Annotated in this window: 14 protein-coding genes and 1 pseudogene; 11 read left to right on the forward strand and 4 right to left on the reverse strand. The window is 73.1% G+C overall.

The window, feature by feature from the left end:
• Positions 1 to 178: 178 nt before the first annotated feature.
• Positions 179 to 3,478 (reverse strand): S41 family peptidase, encoded by a 3,300-nt coding sequence (locus BN1555_RS18805; protein WP_093803487.1) that lies wholly within the window; start codon positions 3,476 to 3,478, stop codon positions 179 to 181.
• A 400-nt stretch (positions 3,479 to 3,878) separates the two neighbouring features.
• On the opposite strand from BN1555_RS18805, the gene BN1555_RS18810 reads away from it, so the two are divergent.
• Both BN1555_RS18810 and BN1555_RS18815 read left to right on the forward strand, forming a co-directional pair.
• On the forward strand, positions 3,879 to 4,454 hold the full coding sequence (locus tag BN1555_RS18810; protein WP_093800469.1) for a TetR/AcrR family transcriptional regulator: 576 nt from the start codon (positions 3,879 to 3,881) through the stop codon (positions 4,452 to 4,454).
• Between the two features lie 147 nt (positions 4,455 to 4,601).
• Positions 4,602 to 6,812 (forward strand): MMPL family transporter, encoded by a 2,211-nt coding sequence (locus BN1555_RS18815; RefSeq protein WP_093800470.1) that lies wholly within the window; start codon positions 4,602 to 4,604, stop codon positions 6,810 to 6,812.
• 124 nt (positions 6,813 to 6,936) lie between these two features.
• Here BN1555_RS18815 and BN1555_RS18820 read toward each other — a convergent pair whose 3' ends face one another.
• Positions 6,937 to 7,326, reverse strand: a complete 390-nt coding sequence (locus BN1555_RS18820) for an SsgA family sporulation/cell division regulator (RefSeq protein WP_093800471.1) — start codon at positions 7,324 to 7,326, stop codon at positions 6,937 to 6,939.
• Positions 7,327 to 7,481: 155 nt separating this feature from the next.
• Here BN1555_RS18820 and BN1555_RS18825 point away from each other — a divergent pair.
• The 3 genes and pseudogenes from BN1555_RS18825 to BN1555_RS18835 form a co-directional block, all read left to right on the forward strand.
• A pseudogene (locus BN1555_RS18825) lies at positions 7,482 to 7,877 on the forward strand (PDGLE domain-containing protein); the annotation flags it as partial.
• A gap of 521 nt (positions 7,878 to 8,398) precedes the next feature.
• Positions 8,399 to 8,809, forward strand: coding sequence for a CbiQ family ECF transporter T component (locus tag BN1555_RS40445; protein WP_255306437.1), 411 nt, complete (start codon positions 8,399 to 8,401; stop codon positions 8,807 to 8,809).
• Between the two features lie 91 nt (positions 8,810 to 8,900).
• Positions 8,901 to 10,058, forward strand: a complete 1,158-nt coding sequence (locus BN1555_RS18835) for a serine hydrolase domain-containing protein (RefSeq protein WP_093800472.1) — start codon at positions 8,901 to 8,903, stop codon at positions 10,056 to 10,058.
• 309 nt (positions 10,059 to 10,367) lie between these two features.
• On the opposite strand, the gene BN1555_RS18840 is transcribed toward BN1555_RS18835, so the two are convergent.
• Both BN1555_RS18840 and BN1555_RS18845 read right to left on the reverse strand, forming a co-directional pair.
• Positions 10,368 to 12,002 (reverse strand): penicillin-binding transpeptidase domain-containing protein, encoded by a 1,635-nt coding sequence (locus BN1555_RS18840; RefSeq protein WP_093800473.1) that lies wholly within the window; start codon positions 12,000 to 12,002, stop codon positions 10,368 to 10,370.
• Positions 12,003 to 12,183: 181 nt separating this feature from the next.
• The gene (locus BN1555_RS18845; RefSeq protein ID WP_093800474.1) at positions 12,184 to 13,914 is read right to left on the reverse strand and encodes a dolichyl-phosphate-mannose--protein mannosyltransferase; all 1,731 of its coding nucleotides are present in this window, start codon (positions 13,912 to 13,914) and stop codon (positions 12,184 to 12,186) included.
• Positions 13,915 to 13,975: 61 nt separating this feature from the next.
• Here BN1555_RS18845 and rsmI point away from each other — a divergent pair, with 61 nt between their 5' ends.
• From rsmI to BN1555_RS18875, 6 genes are all read left to right on the forward strand, one after another.
• The gene (gene rsmI, locus BN1555_RS18850; RefSeq protein WP_255306087.1) at positions 13,976 to 14,872 is read left to right on the forward strand and encodes a 16S rRNA (cytidine(1402)-2'-O)-methyltransferase; all 897 of its coding nucleotides are present in this window, start codon (positions 13,976 to 13,978) and stop codon (positions 14,870 to 14,872) included.
• Between the two features lie 128 nt (positions 14,873 to 15,000).
• Positions 15,001 to 15,414: a hypothetical protein gene (locus BN1555_RS18855; protein ID WP_093800476.1), complete on the forward strand. Its 414-nt coding sequence runs from the start codon at positions 15,001 to 15,003 to the stop codon at positions 15,412 to 15,414.
• A gap of 69 nt (positions 15,415 to 15,483) precedes the next feature.
• Positions 15,484 to 16,353 (forward strand): TatD family hydrolase, encoded by an 870-nt coding sequence (locus BN1555_RS18860; protein WP_093800477.1) that lies wholly within the window; start codon positions 15,484 to 15,486, stop codon positions 16,351 to 16,353.
• 214 nt (positions 16,354 to 16,567) lie between these two features.
• A complete protein-coding gene (locus BN1555_RS18865) occupies positions 16,568 to 17,776 on the forward strand; it encodes a resuscitation-promoting factor (protein ID WP_304364558.1) in 1,209 nt (402 codons plus the stop codon).
• A 249-nt stretch (positions 17,777 to 18,025) separates the two neighbouring features.
• On the forward strand, positions 18,026 to 18,919 hold the full coding sequence (rsmA, locus tag BN1555_RS18870; RefSeq protein WP_255306088.1) for a 16S rRNA (adenine(1518)-N(6)/adenine(1519)-N(6))-dimethyltransferase RsmA: 894 nt from the start codon (positions 18,026 to 18,028) through the stop codon (positions 18,917 to 18,919).
• On the forward strand, positions 18,916 to 19,815 hold the full coding sequence (locus tag BN1555_RS18875; protein ID WP_093800479.1) for a 4-(cytidine 5'-diphospho)-2-C-methyl-D-erythritol kinase: 900 nt from the start codon (positions 18,916 to 18,918) through the stop codon (positions 19,813 to 19,815). The genes rsmA and BN1555_RS18875 overlap by 4 nt, the downstream gene beginning before the upstream one ends.
• Positions 19,816 to 19,861 lie beyond the last annotated feature (46 nt).

Here is a 19,861-nt window from a genome sequence, read left to right on the forward strand (position 1 = left end):
TACGAAGGGCGCACCCGGTCCCACCGGGTGCGCCCTCTCGCGTGGCGGGGCGGCGTGGCGGCGCGGTGGGTGCGGCCCGGCGGGCGGTGCCGGCCGACGGGGCCAGGGGGGGCAGACCGGCGGGGCGGGGCCAGGAGGGTGTCTCCTGGCCCCGCCCCGCCGCGGAGTCGCGCGCCCGTCACGGAGTCGCGCGCGGCGGGAGGGGAGGGCGGGTCCTGTCGGGGACGTTCGAGTACGTCGGAGGGGCCGACGCCGGCCGCGCCGCCAGCAGGTCCAGCGCCACCCGGACCGCGTCGTCCAGTTGGGCGTAGCGGCCCTCCGCCCAGTCGAGGGGGGTGCGCAGGGTTTCGATGTCCGGCTCCACGCCGTGGTTCTCCACCGACCACCCGTACGCGTCGAACCACGCCGCGTTCATCGGCACCGTGATCACCGTGCCGTCGCCCAGCGTGTGGCGGCCGGTCATGCCCACCACCCCGCCCCAGGTGCGCTGGCCCACCACCGGCCCCAGGCCCAGCAGTTTGAACGCCGCCGTGATCATGTCACCGTCCGAGGACGTCGCCTCGTCGGCCAGAGCGACCACCGGGCCCCGGGGCGCGTTGGAGGCGTACGAGACCGGCTCCGCGTCGCGCGTCAGGTCCCAGCCGACGATGGTGCGGGTGAGCTTCTCCACCACCAGTTCGCTGATGTTCCCGCCCGCGTTGCCCCGTACGTCGACGATCAGCGCGGGCAGGGACACCTCCCTGCGCAGGTCGCGGTTGAACTGGGCCCAGCCGGAGCCGCCCATGTCGGGGATGTGCAGGTAGCCGCACTTCCCGCCGCTCAACCTCCGCACCACCTCCCGGCGTTTGGCCACCCAGTCCTGGTAGCGGAGGGGGCGCTCGTCGACCAGGGGGACGATCGCGACCCTGCGGGCCGCCCCCTCCCCCTCCGCCGGCTGGAACGTCAGCTCGACCGTCGTCCCCCCGGCCGCCGCGAGGAGGGGGTACGGACCCGACACGGGATCCACCGGCCGGCCGTCCACGTGGGTGAGGACCGCGCCCTCCCGGATGCCCGTACCGGCCAGGGGCGAGCGCGCCTTGGAGTCGGACGACTCGCCGGGAAGGATCCGCCGGACCAGCCACTTGCCGTCCCGGCACACGAAGTTGGCGCCGAGCAGCCCCATCGCGCGCTGGTAGTGCGGCGGCCCCTCGTTGCGGCGCGCGGCGGCGACGTACGCGTGCGAGGTGCCCAGCTCGCCCAGGACCTCGCGGAGCAGGTCCGCGAACTCGTCGGGGGTGGCGACCCGTTCCAGCAGGGGGCGGTACTGGTCGAGGACCGCGTCCCAGTCGATGCCGCACATGCCCGGTTCCCAGAAGTACGCCCGGACGATGCGGCCCGCTTCCGCGTACGCCTGCCGCCACTGCGCCACCGGGTCGACCTGGTGCATGATGCGGCGCATGTCCAGGTAGACCGTCGAGTCGCTGTCGCCGGTCTCGGTGGCGGGGACGGCGCGCAGTTCGCCCTCGTCCATGACCACCAGGCGCGATCCGTCGCCGCTCACCGCGAACCAGTCGAGGTCGTTCACGAGCTCGGTCCTGCGCGCCTTGGTGAGGTTGAAGTGTTCGAGGGCGGGGCGGCCCGACATGTCGGCCGGGTTGGCGAACGTCTCGCCGAGCGCTCCGGAGATCGGCCAGCGCAGCCACACCAGGCCGCCGCCGGAGACCGCGTGCAGCCCGGAGTACTTGGACGCGGACACGGGGAAGGGCGTCACCCGGTTCGGCAGGCCCTCGACCTCCACCAGGACCGTCGTGCCGTCGGTGCTCCCGCTCCCCCCGCCGTCCGCCAGGTCCAGCCCGCCGGCCGCCGGACGGCCCTCCGCGGACATCGCGAAGGGGGACGGCGTCGCGGAGGAGAGCGGGGCCAGGTAGGGGCGGCAGCCCAGGGGGAAGGAGAGGTCTCCGGTGTGGACGTCGTACACCGGGTCGAAGCCGCGCCAGGAGAGGAAGGCGAGGTAGCGGCCGTCGCTCGTGAAGACCGGGTTCTCGTCCTCGAAGCGGCCGTCGGTGACGTCGACGATCTGCCGGGTCTCGATCTTCGCGATCTTGATCTGGCGCAGGGAGCGGCCGATACCGGGGTGCGACCAGGTCAGCCAGGCCCCGTCGGGGGAGAAGGCGAGGTCGCGGACCGGGCCGTTGAGGGAGCGGGTCAGTTCGGTGACCTCGCCGTCCGCGTCCTTCGGGGTCTCCGCGGTCCCCGCGTCCTCCGCGGTCTCCATGGTGTCGACCAGCAGGAGCCGGCCGTCGTGCGAGGCGATCGCGATGCGCTCGCCCTCCGGGTCCGACACCAGTTCGTGTACGCGTCCGAGCCTGCCGGACGCGAGGCGGCGCGGCGCGCGGTCGCCGCTGGCGCGCGGCAGGTACGCGATCTCGATCGCGTCCTCGCCCTCGGCGTCCGTGACGTACGCGACCTTGCCTCCGCCGCCGAGCATCTCGGGCAGGCGGGCCCGCACGCCCGGGGTGTCCGTGATGGTGCGGGCCGGGCCGTCGCGGTGGGTGAGCCAGTACAGGCTGCCGCGGACGACGACGGCGCTGGCGCGGCCGGTCGTGTCGACGGACAGGCCGTCGATGTTGCTGGCGGCCGGGACGTGGTGGGGGCGCCGGCCGGCGCGGGGGCCGCCGAGACGGACGTCCAGGCGGCGCGGTGTCGCGCCGGGGGACAGGTCGTCCACCAGCCACAGGTCGCCCGCGCACTGGTAGACGACGCGGGTGCCGTCGCTGGAGGCGTTCCGTGCGTAGAACGCGTCGTGGTCGGTGTGGCGGCGCAGGTCGGTGCCGTCGTACGCGCAGGAGTAGAGGTTGCCCACGCCCTCGTGGTCGGAGAGGAACGCGACGCGTCCGTTCACGAACATGGGGCAGTTGAGATGGCCGCCGATGTCGGGGAGCAGCCGCTCGCCGTGCAGCCACAGGCGGCCGGTCGCGCCGCCCCGGTAGCGCTTCCACGCGGCGGGCTCGTGCGGAGGCTTGCCGGTGAGCAGGAGCGTACGGCGCTCGCCGTCGATGTCCGCGACCGCGATGTCGGAGACCGGGCCCCAGGGCAGCTGGGCGCCTGGGCTGCCGTCGGTGGGGAGGGTGTAGGCCCACGAGTAGTGGGAGAAGGGCTGGCCGTGGGAGGCGACGGCCAGGATGTGCGGGGGGTTGTCGGGTGTCTCGGGTGTCCAGCCGCAGACGCGGGTGTCGAGCGAGCCCCAGTAGCTGAGCCTGCGGGCGGGCCGGCCGCCGTCCACGGGCAGGAGGTGGACCTCGGGGTCGAGGCTGCGCCAGGTCGTGAACGCGATGTGGCGGCCGTCGGGGGAGAAGCGGGGGTGGGAGACCTTGGTGCGGTCGACGGTGAGGCGCCAGGCCCGGTCCGGCTGCTTTCCGGGGGGCGCGACCGGGGCCAGCCAGAGGTCGTCCTCCGCCGCGAAGCAGAGGAGGTCGCCGTGCAGGTGCGGGAAGCGCAGGTACGGGTGGGTGCCGTCGGCGGGGGCGCCGTCGCCCCGGGGCTTCTCCTCGGGCGCCGGACGTCCGGATACGGGTTTCTCTTCGGACTCGTCGCGTTCGACGCCCTGCGGGGCGCGTCCCGGCACGTCCCCCTCCGCAGCCGCCGCGGCGGGCGAGGTGGCGGTCGGCGCGTCCCGCGCGGGAGCGGCCGGAGAGATGCCCGTGGTGCCCAGGGGCTCGGGGGCTGTGGTCTCTTGCGGGCCGACGGACCCGGGTTCGTCGCTCACCCCCCAATGCTTTCCGCCCGGAGGGGGCGCGGCAACTTGTGGCGCGGAACACCACCGAAACGGTTTCGTTTCGATGAGTGCGGGCGTACCTTTGAGGTGTACGAAACCGTTTCGTTCAGGAGAGGGGTGGGGGATGGCGCGCACACGGCTCACGGCCGAGCGTGAGGGTGAGCTGTACGGAGCCGTGCTCGACCTGCTCCGTGAAGTCGGCTACGACGCCCTGACCATGGATGCCGTCGCGTCCCGCACCCGGTCCAGCAAGGCCACCCTCTACCGACAGTGGGGGAGCAAGCCGGAGCTGGTCGCCAGGGCGTTGCGCCACTGCAAGCCGGTCAGTACCGCCGACGTCGACACCGGCACGCTGCGCGGGGACTTCCATGCCCTGGTGCGGCGCTCCGACGACTGCCAGCTGGAGAAGGACTCCGCGCTGATGCGGGGTCTCGCCCAGGCCGTGCACCAGAACCCCGACCTCCACCAGGCACTTCGGGAGCTGCTCTTCGCCCCCGAGCTCACCGGGCTCGACGGCTTGCTGCGGCGGGCCGTGGACCGGGGTGAGATCCCCGCCGGGACGCCCGCCCTGCGGTACGTCCCGCACATGCTCCTGGGCGCCTTCGTCGCCCGGGAGCTCATCGAGGACCGGTCGCCCGACCGGGCCTTCCTCGCCGACTACGTCGATGCCGTGGTGCTGCCCGCGCTGGGTGTCGCCTGACGGCCGCAGTACCCCGGCGGCGCCGCGGGGTCCCCACCCCGGCGTCCGCCCCCGGAGAAACGCTCCACCTGACGCGCACCGCTCTTGTCGTCGGGCTGGTTCCCCCTGCCCTGCTCGTCCCAACGACCTGACCGGGAGTACGCCCTCGTGGCCACATTCCTCTACACACTGGGCCGGTTCGCCTTCCGCCGCCGCCCCTTCGTCGCCCTCGCCTGGATCGCGCTGCTGGTGCTCGCCGGCGTCGGCGCCGTCTCCGCGTCCACTGCCACCTCCAGCTCCTTCTCCATACCGGGGACCGAGGCCCAGAAGGCATTCGACCTGCTCGACCAGCGCTTCCCCGGCGCCTCCGCGGACGGTGCCACCGCCCGCGTGGTGTTCAAGGCTCCCGAAGGGGAGCGGATGACCGACGCCGGACACCGGAGCGAGGTGGAGAAGGTCGTCCAGGGGCTCAAGTCCGGTGCCGGTGCCGAGCAGATCGCCTCGGTCGTCGACCCGTACGCGGGCAAGGCCGTGAGCCGTGACGGTACGACGGCGTACACCCAGGTCTCGTACAAGGTCAGCGGCATGGAACTGACCGAGGGGACCAGGGAGGCGCTGGTCGAGGCGGGCGACGAGGCGCGGGCGACCGGGCTGACCGTCGAGATCGGCGGCGACGCGCTCCAGGCCGTGCCCGAGACCGGCTCGGGCGAGATCATCGGCGTCGCGGTCGCCGCGATCGTCCTCGTCGTCACCTTCGGGTCGCTGGTGGCCGCCGGGCTGCCGCTGCTCACCGCGCTCATCGGCGTGGGCATCGGGGTCTCCACGATCGCCGCGCTCGCGAACGTCCTCGATCTCGGCTCGACGACGTCGACGCTCGCGATGATGATCGGGCTCGCGGTCGGCATCGACTACGCGCTGTTCATCGTCTCCCGCTACCGGGCCGAGCTGGCCGAGGGGCGTGAGCCGGAGGACGCGGCCGGGCGGGCCGTCGGAACCGCCGGGTCCGCCGTCGTGTTCGCCGGGCTGACCGTCGTGATCGCGCTCGTGGGACTCGCCGTCGTCAACATCCCGATGCTGACGAAGATGGGCTTCGCCGCGGCCGGCACGGTCGTGATCGCCGTTCTCGTCGCGCTCACGCTGGTCCCCGCACTGCTCGGGTTCGCGGGCAGGAAGGTCTTCGGGCGCAAGGCGCGCAAGCGCCAGGAGCGGGCCGCCGGGACGGACAAGCCCAACATGGGTACGCGCTGGGCCCGTTTCGTACTGCGGCGGCCGATCGCCGTCCTGATCACCGCCGTGGTCGGGCTCGGCGTGGTCGCCGTGCCCGCCGCCTCGCTGGAGATGGGGCTGCCCGACGACGGTTCGCAGCCGGTCAGCACCACTCAGCGCAAGGCGTACGACCTCCTCTCGGACGGGTTCGGCCCCGGCTTCAACGGGCCGCTGATGGTCGTGGTCGACGTCGAGGGGGCCGAGCGGCCCAAGGACGCGGTGGACCGGGTCACCGGCATCGTGAAGGACATGGACGGCGTCGCCGCCACCGTGCCCGGGCAGCTGAACAAGGCCGGCGACACGTCGGTCGTCACCGTCGTCCCGAAGGACCGGCCCAGCTCCGAGGCGACCGAGGAACTGGTGCACTCGATCCGCGACGCGGGCCCGGGCATCACGTCCGACACCGGCGCCGAGGTCCTGGTGACCGGCTCCACGGCCATGAACATCGACTTCTCGCAGAAGATGAACGACGCGCTGCTGCCGTACCTCGCGCTCGTCGTCGGCCTCGCGTTCCTGCTGCTGATGCTGGTGTTCCGCTCGGTCCTCGTCCCGCTCAAGGCGGCGCTCGGGTTCCTGCTGTCCGTGGTGGCGGCGCTCGGCGCGGTGGTCGCGGTCTTCCAGTGGGGCTGGCTGGCGGATGTGATGGGTGTCGAGCAGACCGGCCCCGTGATGTCGATGATGCCGATCTTCATGGTGGGTGTCGTCTTCGGTCTCGCCATGGACTACGAGGTCTTCCTCGTCACGCGCATGCGGGAGGCGTACGTCCACGGGGAGCGGCCGGGACAGGCGGTCATCACCGGCTTCCAGCACGGCGCGCGGGTCGTCACCGCCGCGGCCGTGATCATGATGGCCGTCTTCGCCGGGTTCATCGGGTCGAGCGAGTCGATGGTCAAGATGATCGGCTTCGGGCTGGCGATCGCCGTCTTCTTCGATGCCTTCGTCGTACGGATGGCCATCGTGCCCGCCGTGCTGGCGCTGCTCGGCGAGAAGGCGTGGTGGCTGCCGCGCTGGCTCGACAAGGCGCTGCCGAACGTGGACGTCGAGGGCGAGCAGCTGCGCAAGGAGCTGGGCGACGACACCCCCCGGGACGAGCGTGAGCTGGTGCGTGCCTAGGCGCTGAGAAGCTCCGGGGCCGCCTCTTGAGCGGAGGGCGCCCCGGTCGCGCACCGGCTCGTGGGGACGGGACCCGGTGCGGCGGTGAGGCCCCCGGTCGGAAGACCGGGGGCCTCACCGTTTCTCAGCGGGCGGCTTCGGGGGTCGCGGGAGCGGGCTCCTCGACAACGTGCGTACGTTCCAGGAAGCGGCGCAGCGGCGCCCTGTCGAACTGGATCACCGCCATGCCCTGCGGCGAACGCAGTTCCATCACGGCCTGCACCCGGCCGCACGGCCAGACCCGGACGTCGCCGTTCTCGGTTTCGGCCGGACGGTTCAGACCCGCCTCCAGGAGGGCGCGGTCGAAGACCCACTCGTTCGCGGCTCCGTCGGGCGAGACGTCCGGCGGGAAGACCAGGCGCACCGCGCGCGGGTTCTTCCCCGGGTCGTAGCGCAGGGCGACGGGGACGGCGTGACGCTGGGGACCGTCGGTGATGAGGCAGGCCCGTGCGTGGCCCTCGATTGCTGGGTGCATCGGGCTACTCCTCGAATTCGCGGCTTTTGTCCTTAATATCCCATATTCCGCGGTGCGGCCAGGCTCCACCTGTGACCCGTTTGCTCTTGCGACCTCTTCGCAGGAGGGCGCTGCCGTCGAACGGTCAACCACCCCGCATGAAGCGGAGCCTCCCCATGCGTGTCCCCGACGGATTCATCAGCACACCTGTTTCGGCTGTGGCGGGCGTCGCAGCCGTGGCCGCTGTCGCCGTCAGCCTGCGAGGAGCGCGCCGCGAACTCGGGGAGGAGCGGGCGGCCCCGCTCGCCGGTCTCGTCGCCGCGTTCGTCCTCGCCGGGTTCGTGTCGTTCTACGCCTCCGCCGGCCCGGACGGCCTGGAGAAGATCGCCGCAGACCAGGGCATCGACAAGAACGTCGAGGAGCACGCCGCCGCCGGTTCCCCGCTCGCCGACCACACCGTCGAGAGCATCGGCGACGGCCGTCTCTCCGGCGGCCTCGCGGGCGTCGTCGGTGTCGGCGCGACCGTCGCCGTCGGCAGCGGCGTCTTCTGGACGGTGCGGCGCCGGCGCGGACAGCGGCAGCCGGCGGTCGGGGCCACGGCGGCGCGTACAGGGAAAAGGAAACCGCCTGACATGGGAGCGGGCCACGCCCACAAGCTCTACCGGCACGGGCACACCGCCGTGCACGCCCTGCCGCCGCACTGCAAGCTCGTCGCCGTCCTCTGCTTCGTGCTCGTCGTCGTGTCCACGCCGCGCGAGGCGATGTGGGCGTTCGGCGGGTACGCCGTGCTGCTCGGCGCGGTCGCGTACGCCGCCCGCGTCCCGGCCGGCCACCTGCTCAAGCGGCTCCTCGTCGAAGTGCCCTTCGTCGCCTTCGCCGTCCTGCTGCCCTTCGTGGCCGAGGGGGAGCGGGTGGAGGTGCTCGGCATACCGCTGAGCGTCCCGGGCCTGTGGGGCGCCTGGAATGCCCTCGCCGAGGGGACGCTCGGCGTCGCCGCCTCCGTGCTGCTCGCCTCCCCCATGGAGCTGCGCTCCCTGGTGCTCGGACTGCAGCGGCTGAGGCTCCGCCGATGCTGGTCCAGATCGCGTCGTTCATGATCCGCTACGGCGATGTGATCACGGACGAGATGCGAAGGATGTCGGCCGCGCGGCGCTCGCGCGGGCTCGAGGCGCGGGGCGTGCGGCACTGGGGCGTCCTGGGCAAGACGGCGGGCGCGCTCTTCATCCGCTCGTACGAGAGGGGCGAACGCGTGCACCTGGCCAGGGTCGGCAGGGGGTACACGGGCACCATGCCGTGCGGGGGGCTGGACACCACGGTGCTGATGGTCACGCACGACCTGCCGTACGCCCTTGAGCTGTGCCCGCGCTCGGTGATCCTCAGCGGGGGCGTGATCGTGGCGGACGGGCGGACGCAGGAGCCGCTGTCGGACGACGCGGTGGTGCGGGCGCACCGGCTGGAGCTGCCGTTCGGGTTCGACCCGGGGTCGGTGCGGGTGGAGGCCTAGGGGACAGGCCCCGCACGGCGGCACCGAGACCCCCCGCCACCCCGCCCAGCAGGGCCGTTGCACCATGGGGGACATGAGCGCGAGCGCAGCAGTGGATGCACGGGGCACGGTGGCGGCCGGATTCGAACCGGTCAGGGACGCGTTCGTGCGCAACTTCGGGCAACGGGGCGAGCGAGGAGCCGCCGTCGCCGTCTACCGGGACGGCCGCAAGGTCGTCGACCTGTGGGCGGGGACGCGCGACGTGGACGGCACCGAACCGTGGGCCGTGGACACCGCCCAGGTCGTACGGTCCGCGACCAAGGGCGTGGCCGCCGCCGTGCCGCTGCTGCTGCACCAGCGCGGGCAGATCGACCTGGACGCGCCGGTCGGCACGTACTGGCCGGAGTTCAAGGCCAACGGCAAGGAACGGGTCCTCGTCCGGCATCTACTGTCCCACCGGGCGGGCATACCCGCGCTCGACCGCCCGCTGACGCCCGCCGAGGCGATCGACGGTGTCTCCGGGCCGCGCGCCGTCGCCGCCCAGGCGCCCGCCTGGGAGCCCGGAACCGATCACGGCTACCACGCGCAGACGTACAGCTGGCTGATCGGCGAGCTCGTGAAGCGGGTGACGGGGCGGACCGTCGGGCGGTGGATCGCCGAGGAGATCGCCCGCCCGCTGGGGCTCGACTTCTGGATCGGGCTGCCGGCGGACGAGGCGCACCGGGTGGGCCGGGTCGGGCCGGTCGAGGCGCCGCCCCTGGACGGCGGGGCGCTGCGGATGCGGCCCAAGCGGAGCGTGACCGAGGCGTACGCGGACCCCGCGTCGCTCACCCGGCGCGCGTTCGACGCGATCGACCCGGACGCGGACCTGAACGACCCGGCGTTCCGGGCCGCCGAACTCCCCGGCGCGGGCGGGATATCCACCGCGCGGGCGCTGGCGCGGTGCTATGCCGCGATGATCGGGCCGGTCGACGGGCACCGTCTGTTCGCCCCGGCGACGCTCACGCTCGCGCGCACCGAGGAATCGTCCGGCCCGGACCGGGTCCTGATCGTCAACACCCGCTTCGGACTGGGCTTCATGCTGCACGGCTCCGGCGCGCCGCTCCTCGCGCCCGGCTCGTTCGGCCACCCGGGGCGGGGCGGCTCGCTCGGTTTCGCCGATCCGGAGTCCGGGATCGCCTTCGGATACGTGACCAACGGCCACCAGAAGGGAGTTACCTCCGACCCGCGCGCGCAGGCCCTGGTCAGGGCGGTGCGGTCCGTCGTGTGACCGGCCGGGACCCCGGAGGCCGTCCGGTGGGGAGCAGCAGGCCGACGCCGGGCGCAGCAGGCCCGCCGTGACGACAGGTGTCGTCCGGCCCGCTCGCGCACGTCCACCGGCGCGCCGCCCGCCCGGCCTTCTCCGCGCCCGGTCCGCGCCGTACGGGCTCCACGCCGACCCGCGGCGAACCGCCCGTCGGGATGCCGGGCGCGCGGGGCTTCGGCGAACCGGGGTGGGCCCGGTTCTCGCCGGCGTGCTCACCGCCCGCGCCCCGACGGTGGTCGTACCGGCCGTGCGAGCCGGTCCCGCGGCCCTCCGTCAGCCCGCCCGCAGCACGGCCGCCACCAGCGGGCCCGCCGCGTCGCCGCCGTGGCCGCCCGATTCGACGGACGCCGCCGCCGCCACGTCGTCGCTGAAGCCGGCGAACCAGCTGTTGGACTTGCCCTGCCCGTCGACCTCCGCCGAACCGGTCTTGGCGCCCTTGTCGCCGCCGACCGAGGCCATCGCCTCCGTGCCCGTGCCCCAGGACGCCGTCGCCGTCTGCCGCATCATGCCGAGCAGCTGGCTGTGCACGGAGGGCGACAGGGAGCGGGTCGCGGTCGCCAGCTGCCGGCCGTCGAGCGACTGCGGCACGATGACCGGCTGCTTGAACGTGCCGGCCCTGGCGGTGGCGGTGACCGACGCCATGTTGAGGGCGTTCATCTCGATCGCGCCCTGGCCGATGTACTGCGCCGCCGCCTCGCCGCCGGTGACCTCGGGCACCGTGCCGTCGGCGGTGGTGATCCCGGTCTGCCAGTTGTCGAGGCCGAGGCCGAAGACCTCACGCGCGGTCCTGGGCAGCGCCGCGTCGTCCTTGGTGTCGTCGATCAGCTTGATGAAGGCGGTGTTGCAGGAGCGGGCGAAGCTGGTGGCGAAAGTGCCGTCGGGGATCTCGAAGTTGTCCAGGTTGTGGAAGCTCCGGCCCTGGTACAGCACGGTCCGCGGGCACTCCGCCCTGCGGTCCGCCCCGGTCAGGCCCTTCTCCAGCAGCATCGCCGCCGTCACGATCTTCATCGTGGAACCGGGCGCCTGCTTGCCGAGGGCCGCCGCGTTGTAGCCGTCGGCGCGGTTGTTGGCGATCGCCAGGATCTCGCCCGTGCTGGGCTTGACCGCCGCGACCGACGCCTCGCTGTGCTGCTTCACCGCCGTCTCGGCCGCCGCCTGCACGTCCGCGTCCAGCGTCGTGGGGAGCTCGCCGGGCTTGCCCTTGGCGAGGGTGAGCACGGTCCGGGCGGGTGCCTCGCCGCCCGGGCTCCCGACGGTCAGCTCGACGCCCGGCGTACCGCCCGCCTGCTCGCCGTACTTCGCGCGCAGCGCGTCCAGGACCGGACCGAGCGACGGGTACTTCTCCTTCGTCAGCTCGGTGCCGTTGCGGTCGACCGCCCGGACGGGCGGGGCCGAGGACTCGCCCGCCCTCAGCGTCTCGCCGTCCTTCAGGTCGGGGTGGAGGACGGACGGCTCCCAGTCGACCAGGGCCTTGCCCGAGGTCTGCCCGCGTACGACGGTCAGCTCCGACGCGTACGAGAAGCTCTTGCTCTTCCCCTTGTACGTCACCGTGGCGTCGGCGGTGAACGGCACCGTCGCCCCGGCCGCCGTGCCCGGCGTCAGCTTCACCTCGCTGATGTGCGCCTCGTCGCGGTAGGCGGACAGCGCGGGCCGCGCGGCGGCGGCGTTGTCGGTCAGCTCACCGGCCGCGCGGGCGTCGCCCTTCGCCCAGGCGGCGAGGAAGTCCTGCGTGGTCCGCTCGACCTCGTCCGCGCCCGGCGGCCCGGTCCTCTTCGGCGCCGAGGCGGACGTGAGGTCCGTACCGTCGCCGGTCCCGCCGCTCACCACGGAGTAGGCGCCGTAGCCCACGCCCCCGGCCGCGACCAGGAACACCCCGCCGACTATGGCGACCTTCGTTCCACTGCGCATGCTGTGCAGTCCCCCTCCCCAGGAGTCCCCGGCTGAACTGAACATGTTCAAGAAGTGCTGTACCGCACTGTACGGGACGCCAGTGACACCGGGGGTGACCGTTACCGGACCGGGACGAACGGCCGGACGGCCCGGGAACGCCTGTACCCAGACCTGGATTCGGGCCCGGCCCGGACCCGGCTCAGACCCAGGTGTCGAGCCACATCCGGTTGCGCCACTCCTCTGTCGGGATGGTCCGGCCGGTGTAGATGGGCCAGAAGTAGATGAAGTTCCAGATGATGAGGAGCACGAGCACGCCCGCGCCGACCGCCCCCACCGTGCGCCGCCGCTCGTCCGAACCCGGTGGCCCCAGCATCGCGCCGATCATCATCGCCACCGCCAGGCACAGGAACGGCACGAAGACGACGGCGTAGAAGAGGAAGATCGTGCGCTCCTGGTAGAAGAACCAGGGCACCCAGCCCGCCGCGACGCCGCACGCGATCGCCCCCGCGCGCCAGTCGCGCCGGAACGCCCACCGCCACAGCACGTACAGCACCGCGAAGCACGCCGCCCACCACAGCAGCGGGGTGCCGAGCGCCAGCACCTCCTGGGCGCAGTCGCCGGTCGCGGTCTCCGGGCAGCCCCGCTCGCCGGGCTTCGGCGACTCGTAGAAGTACGAGACGGGGCGGCCCAGGACGATCCAGCTCCAGGGGTTCGACTGGTAGGTGTGACCCGAGGTCAGGCCGATGTGGAAGTTGTAGACCTCGGTCTCGTAGTGCCACAGGCTGCGCAGCCAGTCGGGCAGCCAGGTCCAGTTGCCGCCCCTGCCGTCGCCCTGGGCCCAGTCCCGGTAGTAGCCGCCCTTGGTGACGATCCAGCCCGCCCAGGAGACGAGGTACGTCGCGAAGGTGACCACGACCGTCGCCGCGAAGGCGGGCACCACGTCCCGCCTCAGGACCGCCGCGTACGGACGGAACGCGCCCGCCGTCCGCCGCGCGCCCACGTCCCACACCACCGTCATCAGGCCGAACGCCGCCAGGATGTACAGGCCGTTCCACTTGGTGCCGAACGCCAGGCCCAGGCACACACCGGCCGCGATCCGCCACGGCCGCCACCCGAACCGCAGCCCCTCCGCGACACCGGCGTCCGGGCGCAGCACGTCCTCCTCGGCGTCGTACGGCAGCGCCGCCGCGAGCCGGCGCCGGGACCAGTCGCGGTCGATCAGCAGACAGCCGAACGCGGCCAGCACGAAGAACATCAGCACCTGGTCGAGCAGCGCCGTGCGGCTCATCACGAAGTGCAGGCCGTCGACCGCGAGCAGCGCGCCCGCCAGACACCCCAGGAACGTCGAGCGGAAGAGCCGGCGTCCGATCCGGCAGAGCATCAGGACCGACAGCGTGCCCAGTACGCACACCATGAAGCGCCAGCCGAAGGGCGTGAACCCGAAGAGCTGCTCGCCCATCCCGATGACCCACTTGCCGACCGGCGGATGCACCACGTAACCGGGATCGACCGGGACCGGGACCGCCGACGGATCGGCGAGGATCTTCTTGTCGACGTCCTTGGGCCACTGGCCCTCGTACCCCTGGTGGATGAGCGCCCAGGCGTCCTTGGCGTAGTACGTCTCGTCGAATATCACCGCCTTGGGGCTGCCCAGGTGCCAGAACCGCAGCAGCCCGGCGACGAGCGCGACCAGCAGCGGCCCGCCCCACGCGGCCCACCGCACCAGGTGCCCCGCGAGTACGGGCGGCACCCCGAGCACCCGCCAGACCTGGGCGCCGGGCCTGCTGTACGGCGGCACGAGCCGCATCCGCAGCCCGATGTGGCGGCCGGGCGCGGGCACGTAGCCGAATCGGCGCAGCCGCCGCTGCCACGGAGGCGGCTGTTCCCCGGGGGCCCGGCCCTGCTGGGCTTCTGACGCGGTACTGGTCACCGCGCCATCGTAGGGAACACATCTGTGCGCGTCGTCCGTGCGCCCTGGGAGGATGGTCCCTGTGACTGGAACGACTGGAACGACCGGAACGCTCGTCCTCGCGGGGACTCCCATCGGCGACGTGGCCGACGCGCCGCCCCGCCTCGCCGCCGAACTGGCGACGGCCGACGTCGTGGCCGCCGAGGACACCCGCCGGCTGCGCCGCCTGACGCAGGCGCTCGGCGTGCAGACGACGGGGCGTGTCGTGTCGTACTTCGAGGGCAACGAGTCCGCCCGTACGCCCGAACTCGTCGAGGCGCTGGAAGACGGCAAGCGGGTCCTGCTGGTCACCGACGCGGGCATGCCGTCGGTCTCCGACCCCGGCTACCGGCTGGTCGCCGCGGCCGTCGAGAAGGACATCAGGGTCACGGCCGTGCCGGGCCCGTCGGCCGTACTGACCGCCCTGGCCCTGTCCGGCCTGCCCGTCGACCGCTTCTGCTTCGAGGGCTTCCTGCCGCGCAAGGCGGGCGAGCGCCTCGGCAAGCTGCGGGAGGTGGCGGCGGAGAAGCGCACGATGGTGTTCTTCGAGGCGCCGCACCGCCTCGACGACACGCTCGCCGCGATGGCCGAGGTCTTCGGCGCCGAGCGCAGGGCCGCCGTGTGCCGCGAGCTGACCAAGACGTACGAGGAAGTGAAGCGCGGCCCGCTGAAGACGCTCGCCGCATGGGCGGCCGAAGGGGTGCGGGGAGAGATCACCGTCGTGGTGGAAGGCGCCCCCGACGCCGGACCGCAGGATCTGGACCCGGCGGAACTGGTGCGCAGGGTGCAGGTGCGCGAGGAGGCGGGGGAGCGGCGCAAGGAGGCGATCGCGGCGGTCGCCGCCGAGGCGGGCCTGCCCAAACGCGACGTGTTCGATGCCGTCGTCGCGGCAAAGAACGCGGCACGGACGGGCTCCGCGGAGGGCAAAGGACTATCGTGAAAAGTTAAAGCGCAAGCCGCGCACCGGGCCTTTTTCCATGGAAAGGCCAAGACCGCTCCATATCTCGACAGGCCCCGATGCGCTCCCGCCGAAACAGGCGTCCACTGGACCAGTGGAAAGGAGCTGGCATGAGCGAGATCGCAGACACCGCCGGCGCAGGAACCACCGTTCACGAGGCCTACGCCTTCGCCTGCATGAGGTGCGGCCACGGGTGGGAGCAGTCGTTCGAAATACATCACCACGTCGACGGCAAGGGCCACGCATTCGTGACCTACACGGCTGACGGCGAGCGAGTTCCTTCGCCGCTGTCCCGCCCCACCTGCCTGAACTGCGGCGGACACGTCGTGCGCATCATGAAGGCCGGTCAGGTCTCCTCGATCAGGGAAATGCTGCGGTCCGCCGTGGTGGACGCACCCGTGGGCGGACCGGTGGTGGGAATGCCGGGACCGGCACCGGCTCACGACGACGCCCCGGGCCCGGTGCGGGTGAAGCGCCACCGGCACCTGTCGGACCTGCTGCACGCCTTCCACCACCGGAAGTAGGAGGCCGCACCCGAAGGAGCAGGCCGCCGCACCGCGGGCACGGCGCGTGGTTTTCGTACGATCGTGACCATGAGCCCCAAGGACGCACTTCCGCCGCTGCCCGAGCCTCTCCGGGGAGAGGTCGCCGATTCGCACACCCACCTGGACATGCAGGACGGCACGGTCGAGGAGGCCCTGGAGAAGGCCGCCTCGGTCGGTGTCACGACCGTCGTCCAGGTGGGCTGCGACGTGAAGGGCTCGCGGTGGGCGGCCGAGACGGCGGCCGCCCACCGGAACGTCCACGCCGCCGTGGCCCTGCACCCCAACGAAGCCCCGCGCATCGTCCTGGGGGATCCCGACGGCTGGTCGCGGCAGGGCGCGCGGATCGCGGGCGGGGACGAGGCGCTCGACGACGCGCTCACCGAGATCGACCGGCTGGCCTCCCTGCCGTACGTACGGGGTGTCGGCGAGACCGGTCTCGACTACTTCCGCACGGGCCCCGAGGGCATGGCCGCCCAGGAACGGTCCTTCCGCGCCCACATCGAGATCGCCAAGCGGCGCGGCAAGGCGCTCGTCATCCACGACCGCGAGGCGCACGAGGACGTGCTGCGTGTCCTGGAGGAGGAGGGCGCCCCCGAACGGACCGTCTTCCACTGCTACTCCGGTGACGCCGCGATGGCCGAAGTCTGCGCCCGCAAGGGCTACTTCATGTCCTTCGCGGGGAACATGACCTTCAAGAACGCCCAGCCCCTGCGGGACGCGCTCGCCGTCGCGCCGCTGGAACTGGTGCTCGTCGAGACGGACGCGCCGTTCCTGACCCCCGCGCCCTACCGCGGACGGCCCAACGCCCCCTACCTGATTCCGGTCACCGTGCGCGCCATGGCGGCGGTCAAGGGGATCGAGGAGGACGTCCTGACCGCGGCGCTCGCCGCGAACACGGCCCGTGCGTTCGACTACTGACAGCGACCGCCACGACTCTCCGTAGCCGTATTGCCTTGGAGAGTGACCACGGCTCCGCTAGTGTCCCGGCCCGCAGCGTCATCGGGGCGGACCGGACTTCTGGAGCGTCGTGGGCAATTCGCAGGGCAGTCACCGGGCGGTGCGCGGCAGCGGCCGCCGCACGGCGGAGTACGGCGCGCCGCCGGCGCCGTCGTACGGGCTCCGGGAGGTACGGCTGCCCCGCCAGTTCCCGGGCGCGGCAGCCGCGCCCGCCCCACCGGTGGCGCCCGGCGTGCCCGGCGGCAGGGCGGATGCCCGGCGCGCGGCCAGGCGCCGCAAGGGCGCCGAGCGCCCGGAGGCACTGCGCCGCCTCGTGCCGCAGGCGCTGGTCGTCGCGTTCCTGGCCGGCGGCACCTCGGCGTTCGTCGCCCACGACAAGGCGGTGAAGCTGAGCGTCGACGGCGTACCCCGCACGATGCACACCTTCGCCGACGACGTCACCGAGCTGCTGGAGGACCAGGGTGTCGAGGTGGGGGCGCACGACCTCGTCGCACCCGCGCCCGGCGCGGCACTGACGAGCGGCGACGAGGTGGTGGTCCGGTACGGCCGCCCCGTGGCCCTGACCCTGGACGGGCAGCGGCGCCGGGTGTGGACCACCGCCCGCACGGTCGAGGGCGCCCTGCGCCAGCTCGGGGTGCGCGCGGAGGGCGCGTACCTCTCCGCCTCGCGCTCCCTGGAGATCGGACGGACCGGCCTCGCACTGGACGTACGCACCGAGCGGGCCGTGACGTTCATGGCGGACGGGCGCGAACGCACCGTCCGCACGAACGCCGCGACCGTGCGGGAGGCGGTCGAGGAGGCCGGCATCACCCTGCGCGGCCAGGACACCACCTCCGTGCCGCCCGGCAGCTTCCCGCGCGACGGGCAGACGGTCACCGTGATGCGGATCAGGGGCACCGAGGAAGTACGTGAGGAACTCGTCCCGTTCGCCGTCGAGAGGACGGCGGACCCGTCGCTCTTCAAGGGCACCGAAGCCGTCGTGCAGGCGGGGCAGTACGGCTCCAGGAAAATCACGTACTCCGTGCGGATCGTCAACGGGGTCAGGCAGAAGCCGAGAAGGATCGCCGAGGAGATCGCCCGGGAGCCGGTCACCCAGCGCGTGAAGGTCGGGACCAAGGAGCGGCCGGCCTCCGTGTCCGGGGCCGACGGGCTGGACTGGGACGCGCTCGCCCGCTGCGAGTCCGGAGGGCGGCCCGGCGCGGTGGACGCCACGGGCCACTACGGCGGCCTCTACCAGTTCGACACGCAGACCTGGCAGGCGCTGGGCGGGCGGGGGCGGCCGCAGGACGCGAGCGCGGGCGAGCAGACGTTCCGGGCGAAGAAGCTGTACGTGCAGCGGGGGGCGAGCCCCTGGCCGCACTGCGGGGGCAGGCTGCGGGGCTGAGGCGGGGGCGGTGCCGCCGTGGGGCGGTGCGGTCGCCGTTTTTCGCGGGGGCTCCGGGGGCGGTGCCGTGCCGGGGAGTCTCCTCGGGCGTCGAACGTTCGGGACGGCTGCCCGCGACGCGTGAAGTCGTGTTCGACGCCCTGCGGGGAGCGCCCCGGCACGTCCCCTCCCGGCACCCCGGTATGCGGAGCGGCGCAGGGACGGACCACGCGGGGCGAGGCGGGTGCCGGGGGCCTTTACGCTTGAGCGGTGAGCAGCACTGAGCCTTCTGAGACGCCTCCCGAGCCCCTGCACGACCTGCTGGGCCCCGCCGACATCCGGGAACTGGCGGCGGCGCTCGGCGTACGCCCGACCAAGCAGCGCGGCCAGAACTTCGTCATCGATGCGAACACCGTTCGCCGGATCGTGCGGACGGCCGGTGTGCGGGACGACGACGTGGTGGTCGAGGTCGGGCCCGGTCTCGGCTCACTCACCCTTGCGCTGCTGGAGGCCGCCGAGCGGGTGGTGGCCGTGGAGATCGACGACGTGCTCGCGTCCGCGCTGCCGGCGACGATCGCGGCGCGGATGCCGGAGCGGGCCGACCGGTTCGCCCTGGTGCACTCCGACGCGATGCAGGTGACGGAGCTGCCGGGGCCCGCTCCTACGGCGCTGGTCGCGAACCTCCCGTACAACGTCGCGGTTCCCGTGCTGCTCACCATGCTGGAGCGCTTCCCGAGCATCGAGCGGACGCTGGTCATGGTCCAGGCGGAGGTCGCGGACCGGCTCGCGGCCCGCCCCGGCAACAAGGTGTACGGCGTACCGTCGGTGAAGGCCTGCTGGTACGCCGACGTCAAGCGGGCCGGTTCGATCGGGCGGAACGTCTTCTGGCCCGCCCCGAACGTGGACTCCGGGCTGGTGTCGCTGGTGCGCAGGAGCGAGCCGATCAGGACCACGGCGTCGAAGGCGGAGGTCTTCGCCGTGGTCGACGCGGCCTTCGCGCAGCGCCGCAAGACGCTGCGGGCCGCGCTGGCGGGCTGGGCGGGATCGGCTCCGGCGGCGGAGGCGGCGCTGGTCGCGGCAGGGGTCTCGCCGCAGGCCCGGGGCGAGTCGCTGACGGTGGAGGAGTTCGCCCGTATCGCGGAGAACAAGGGAGCGGCGGCATGACGGTCACGGTCCGGGTCCCCGCGAAGGTCAACGTCCAGCTGGCGGTGGGCGGGGCGCGCCCCGACGGGTTCCACGACCTGGCGAACGTCTTCCTGGCCGTCGGGCTGTACGACGAGGTCACGGTCGCCCCGTCCGACTCGCTGCGCGTCACGTGCTCGGGGCCGGACGCGGACCAGGTCCCCCTGGACCGTACGAACCTGGCCGCGCGGGCGGCGATCGCGCTGGCCGCGCGCCATGGCGTCCAGCCCGACGTGCACATCCACATCGCCAAGGACATCCCCGTCGCGGGCGGCATGGCGGGAGGCAGCGCGGACGGCGCGGGCGCGCTGCTGGCGTGCGACGAACTGTGGGGCACGGAGACCTCCCTGCCCGAACTGCTCGCCATCTGCGCGGAGCTGGGGAGCGACGTGCCGTTCAGCCTGGTGGGCGGGGCGGCGCTGGGGACGGGCCGGGGCGAGAACCTGTCCCCCCTCGAAGTCGGCGGTACCTTCCACTGGGTGTTCGCGGTGGCGGACGGCGGGCTGTCGACCCCGGCGGTGTACGGCGAGTTCGACCGCCTGACGGCGGGCACCGAGGTCCCGCCCCCGGTGGCGTCCCCGGCGCTCCTGGACGCCCTGCGCACGGGCGACGCGACGGCTCTGGCGGGTGCGCTGGTGAACGACCTCCAGCCCGCAGCCCTGTCCCTGCGCCCCTCCCTCGCCGCCACCCTGGCCGCGGGCACGGAGGCCGGCGCCCTGGCGGCCCTGGTCTCGGGTTCGGGGCCGACGACGGCGTTCCTGACGAAGGACGAGGAGTCGGCGGAGGCGGTGGCCGCGGCCCTCACCGCCTCGGGCACCTGCCGCACGGCACGGGTGGCCCAGTCCCCGGCGCCGGGCGCGACGGTACTCGGCGCCTGAGCGGCCCGGAACCGGGCAGTCGTCGGCAAGGCCGCGGGGGCGACTA

The organism is Streptomyces sp. Wb2n-11 (genome assembly GCF_001049855.1).
GTDB lineage: Bacteria > Actinomycetota > Actinomycetes > Streptomycetales > Streptomycetaceae > Streptomyces > Streptomyces altiplanensis.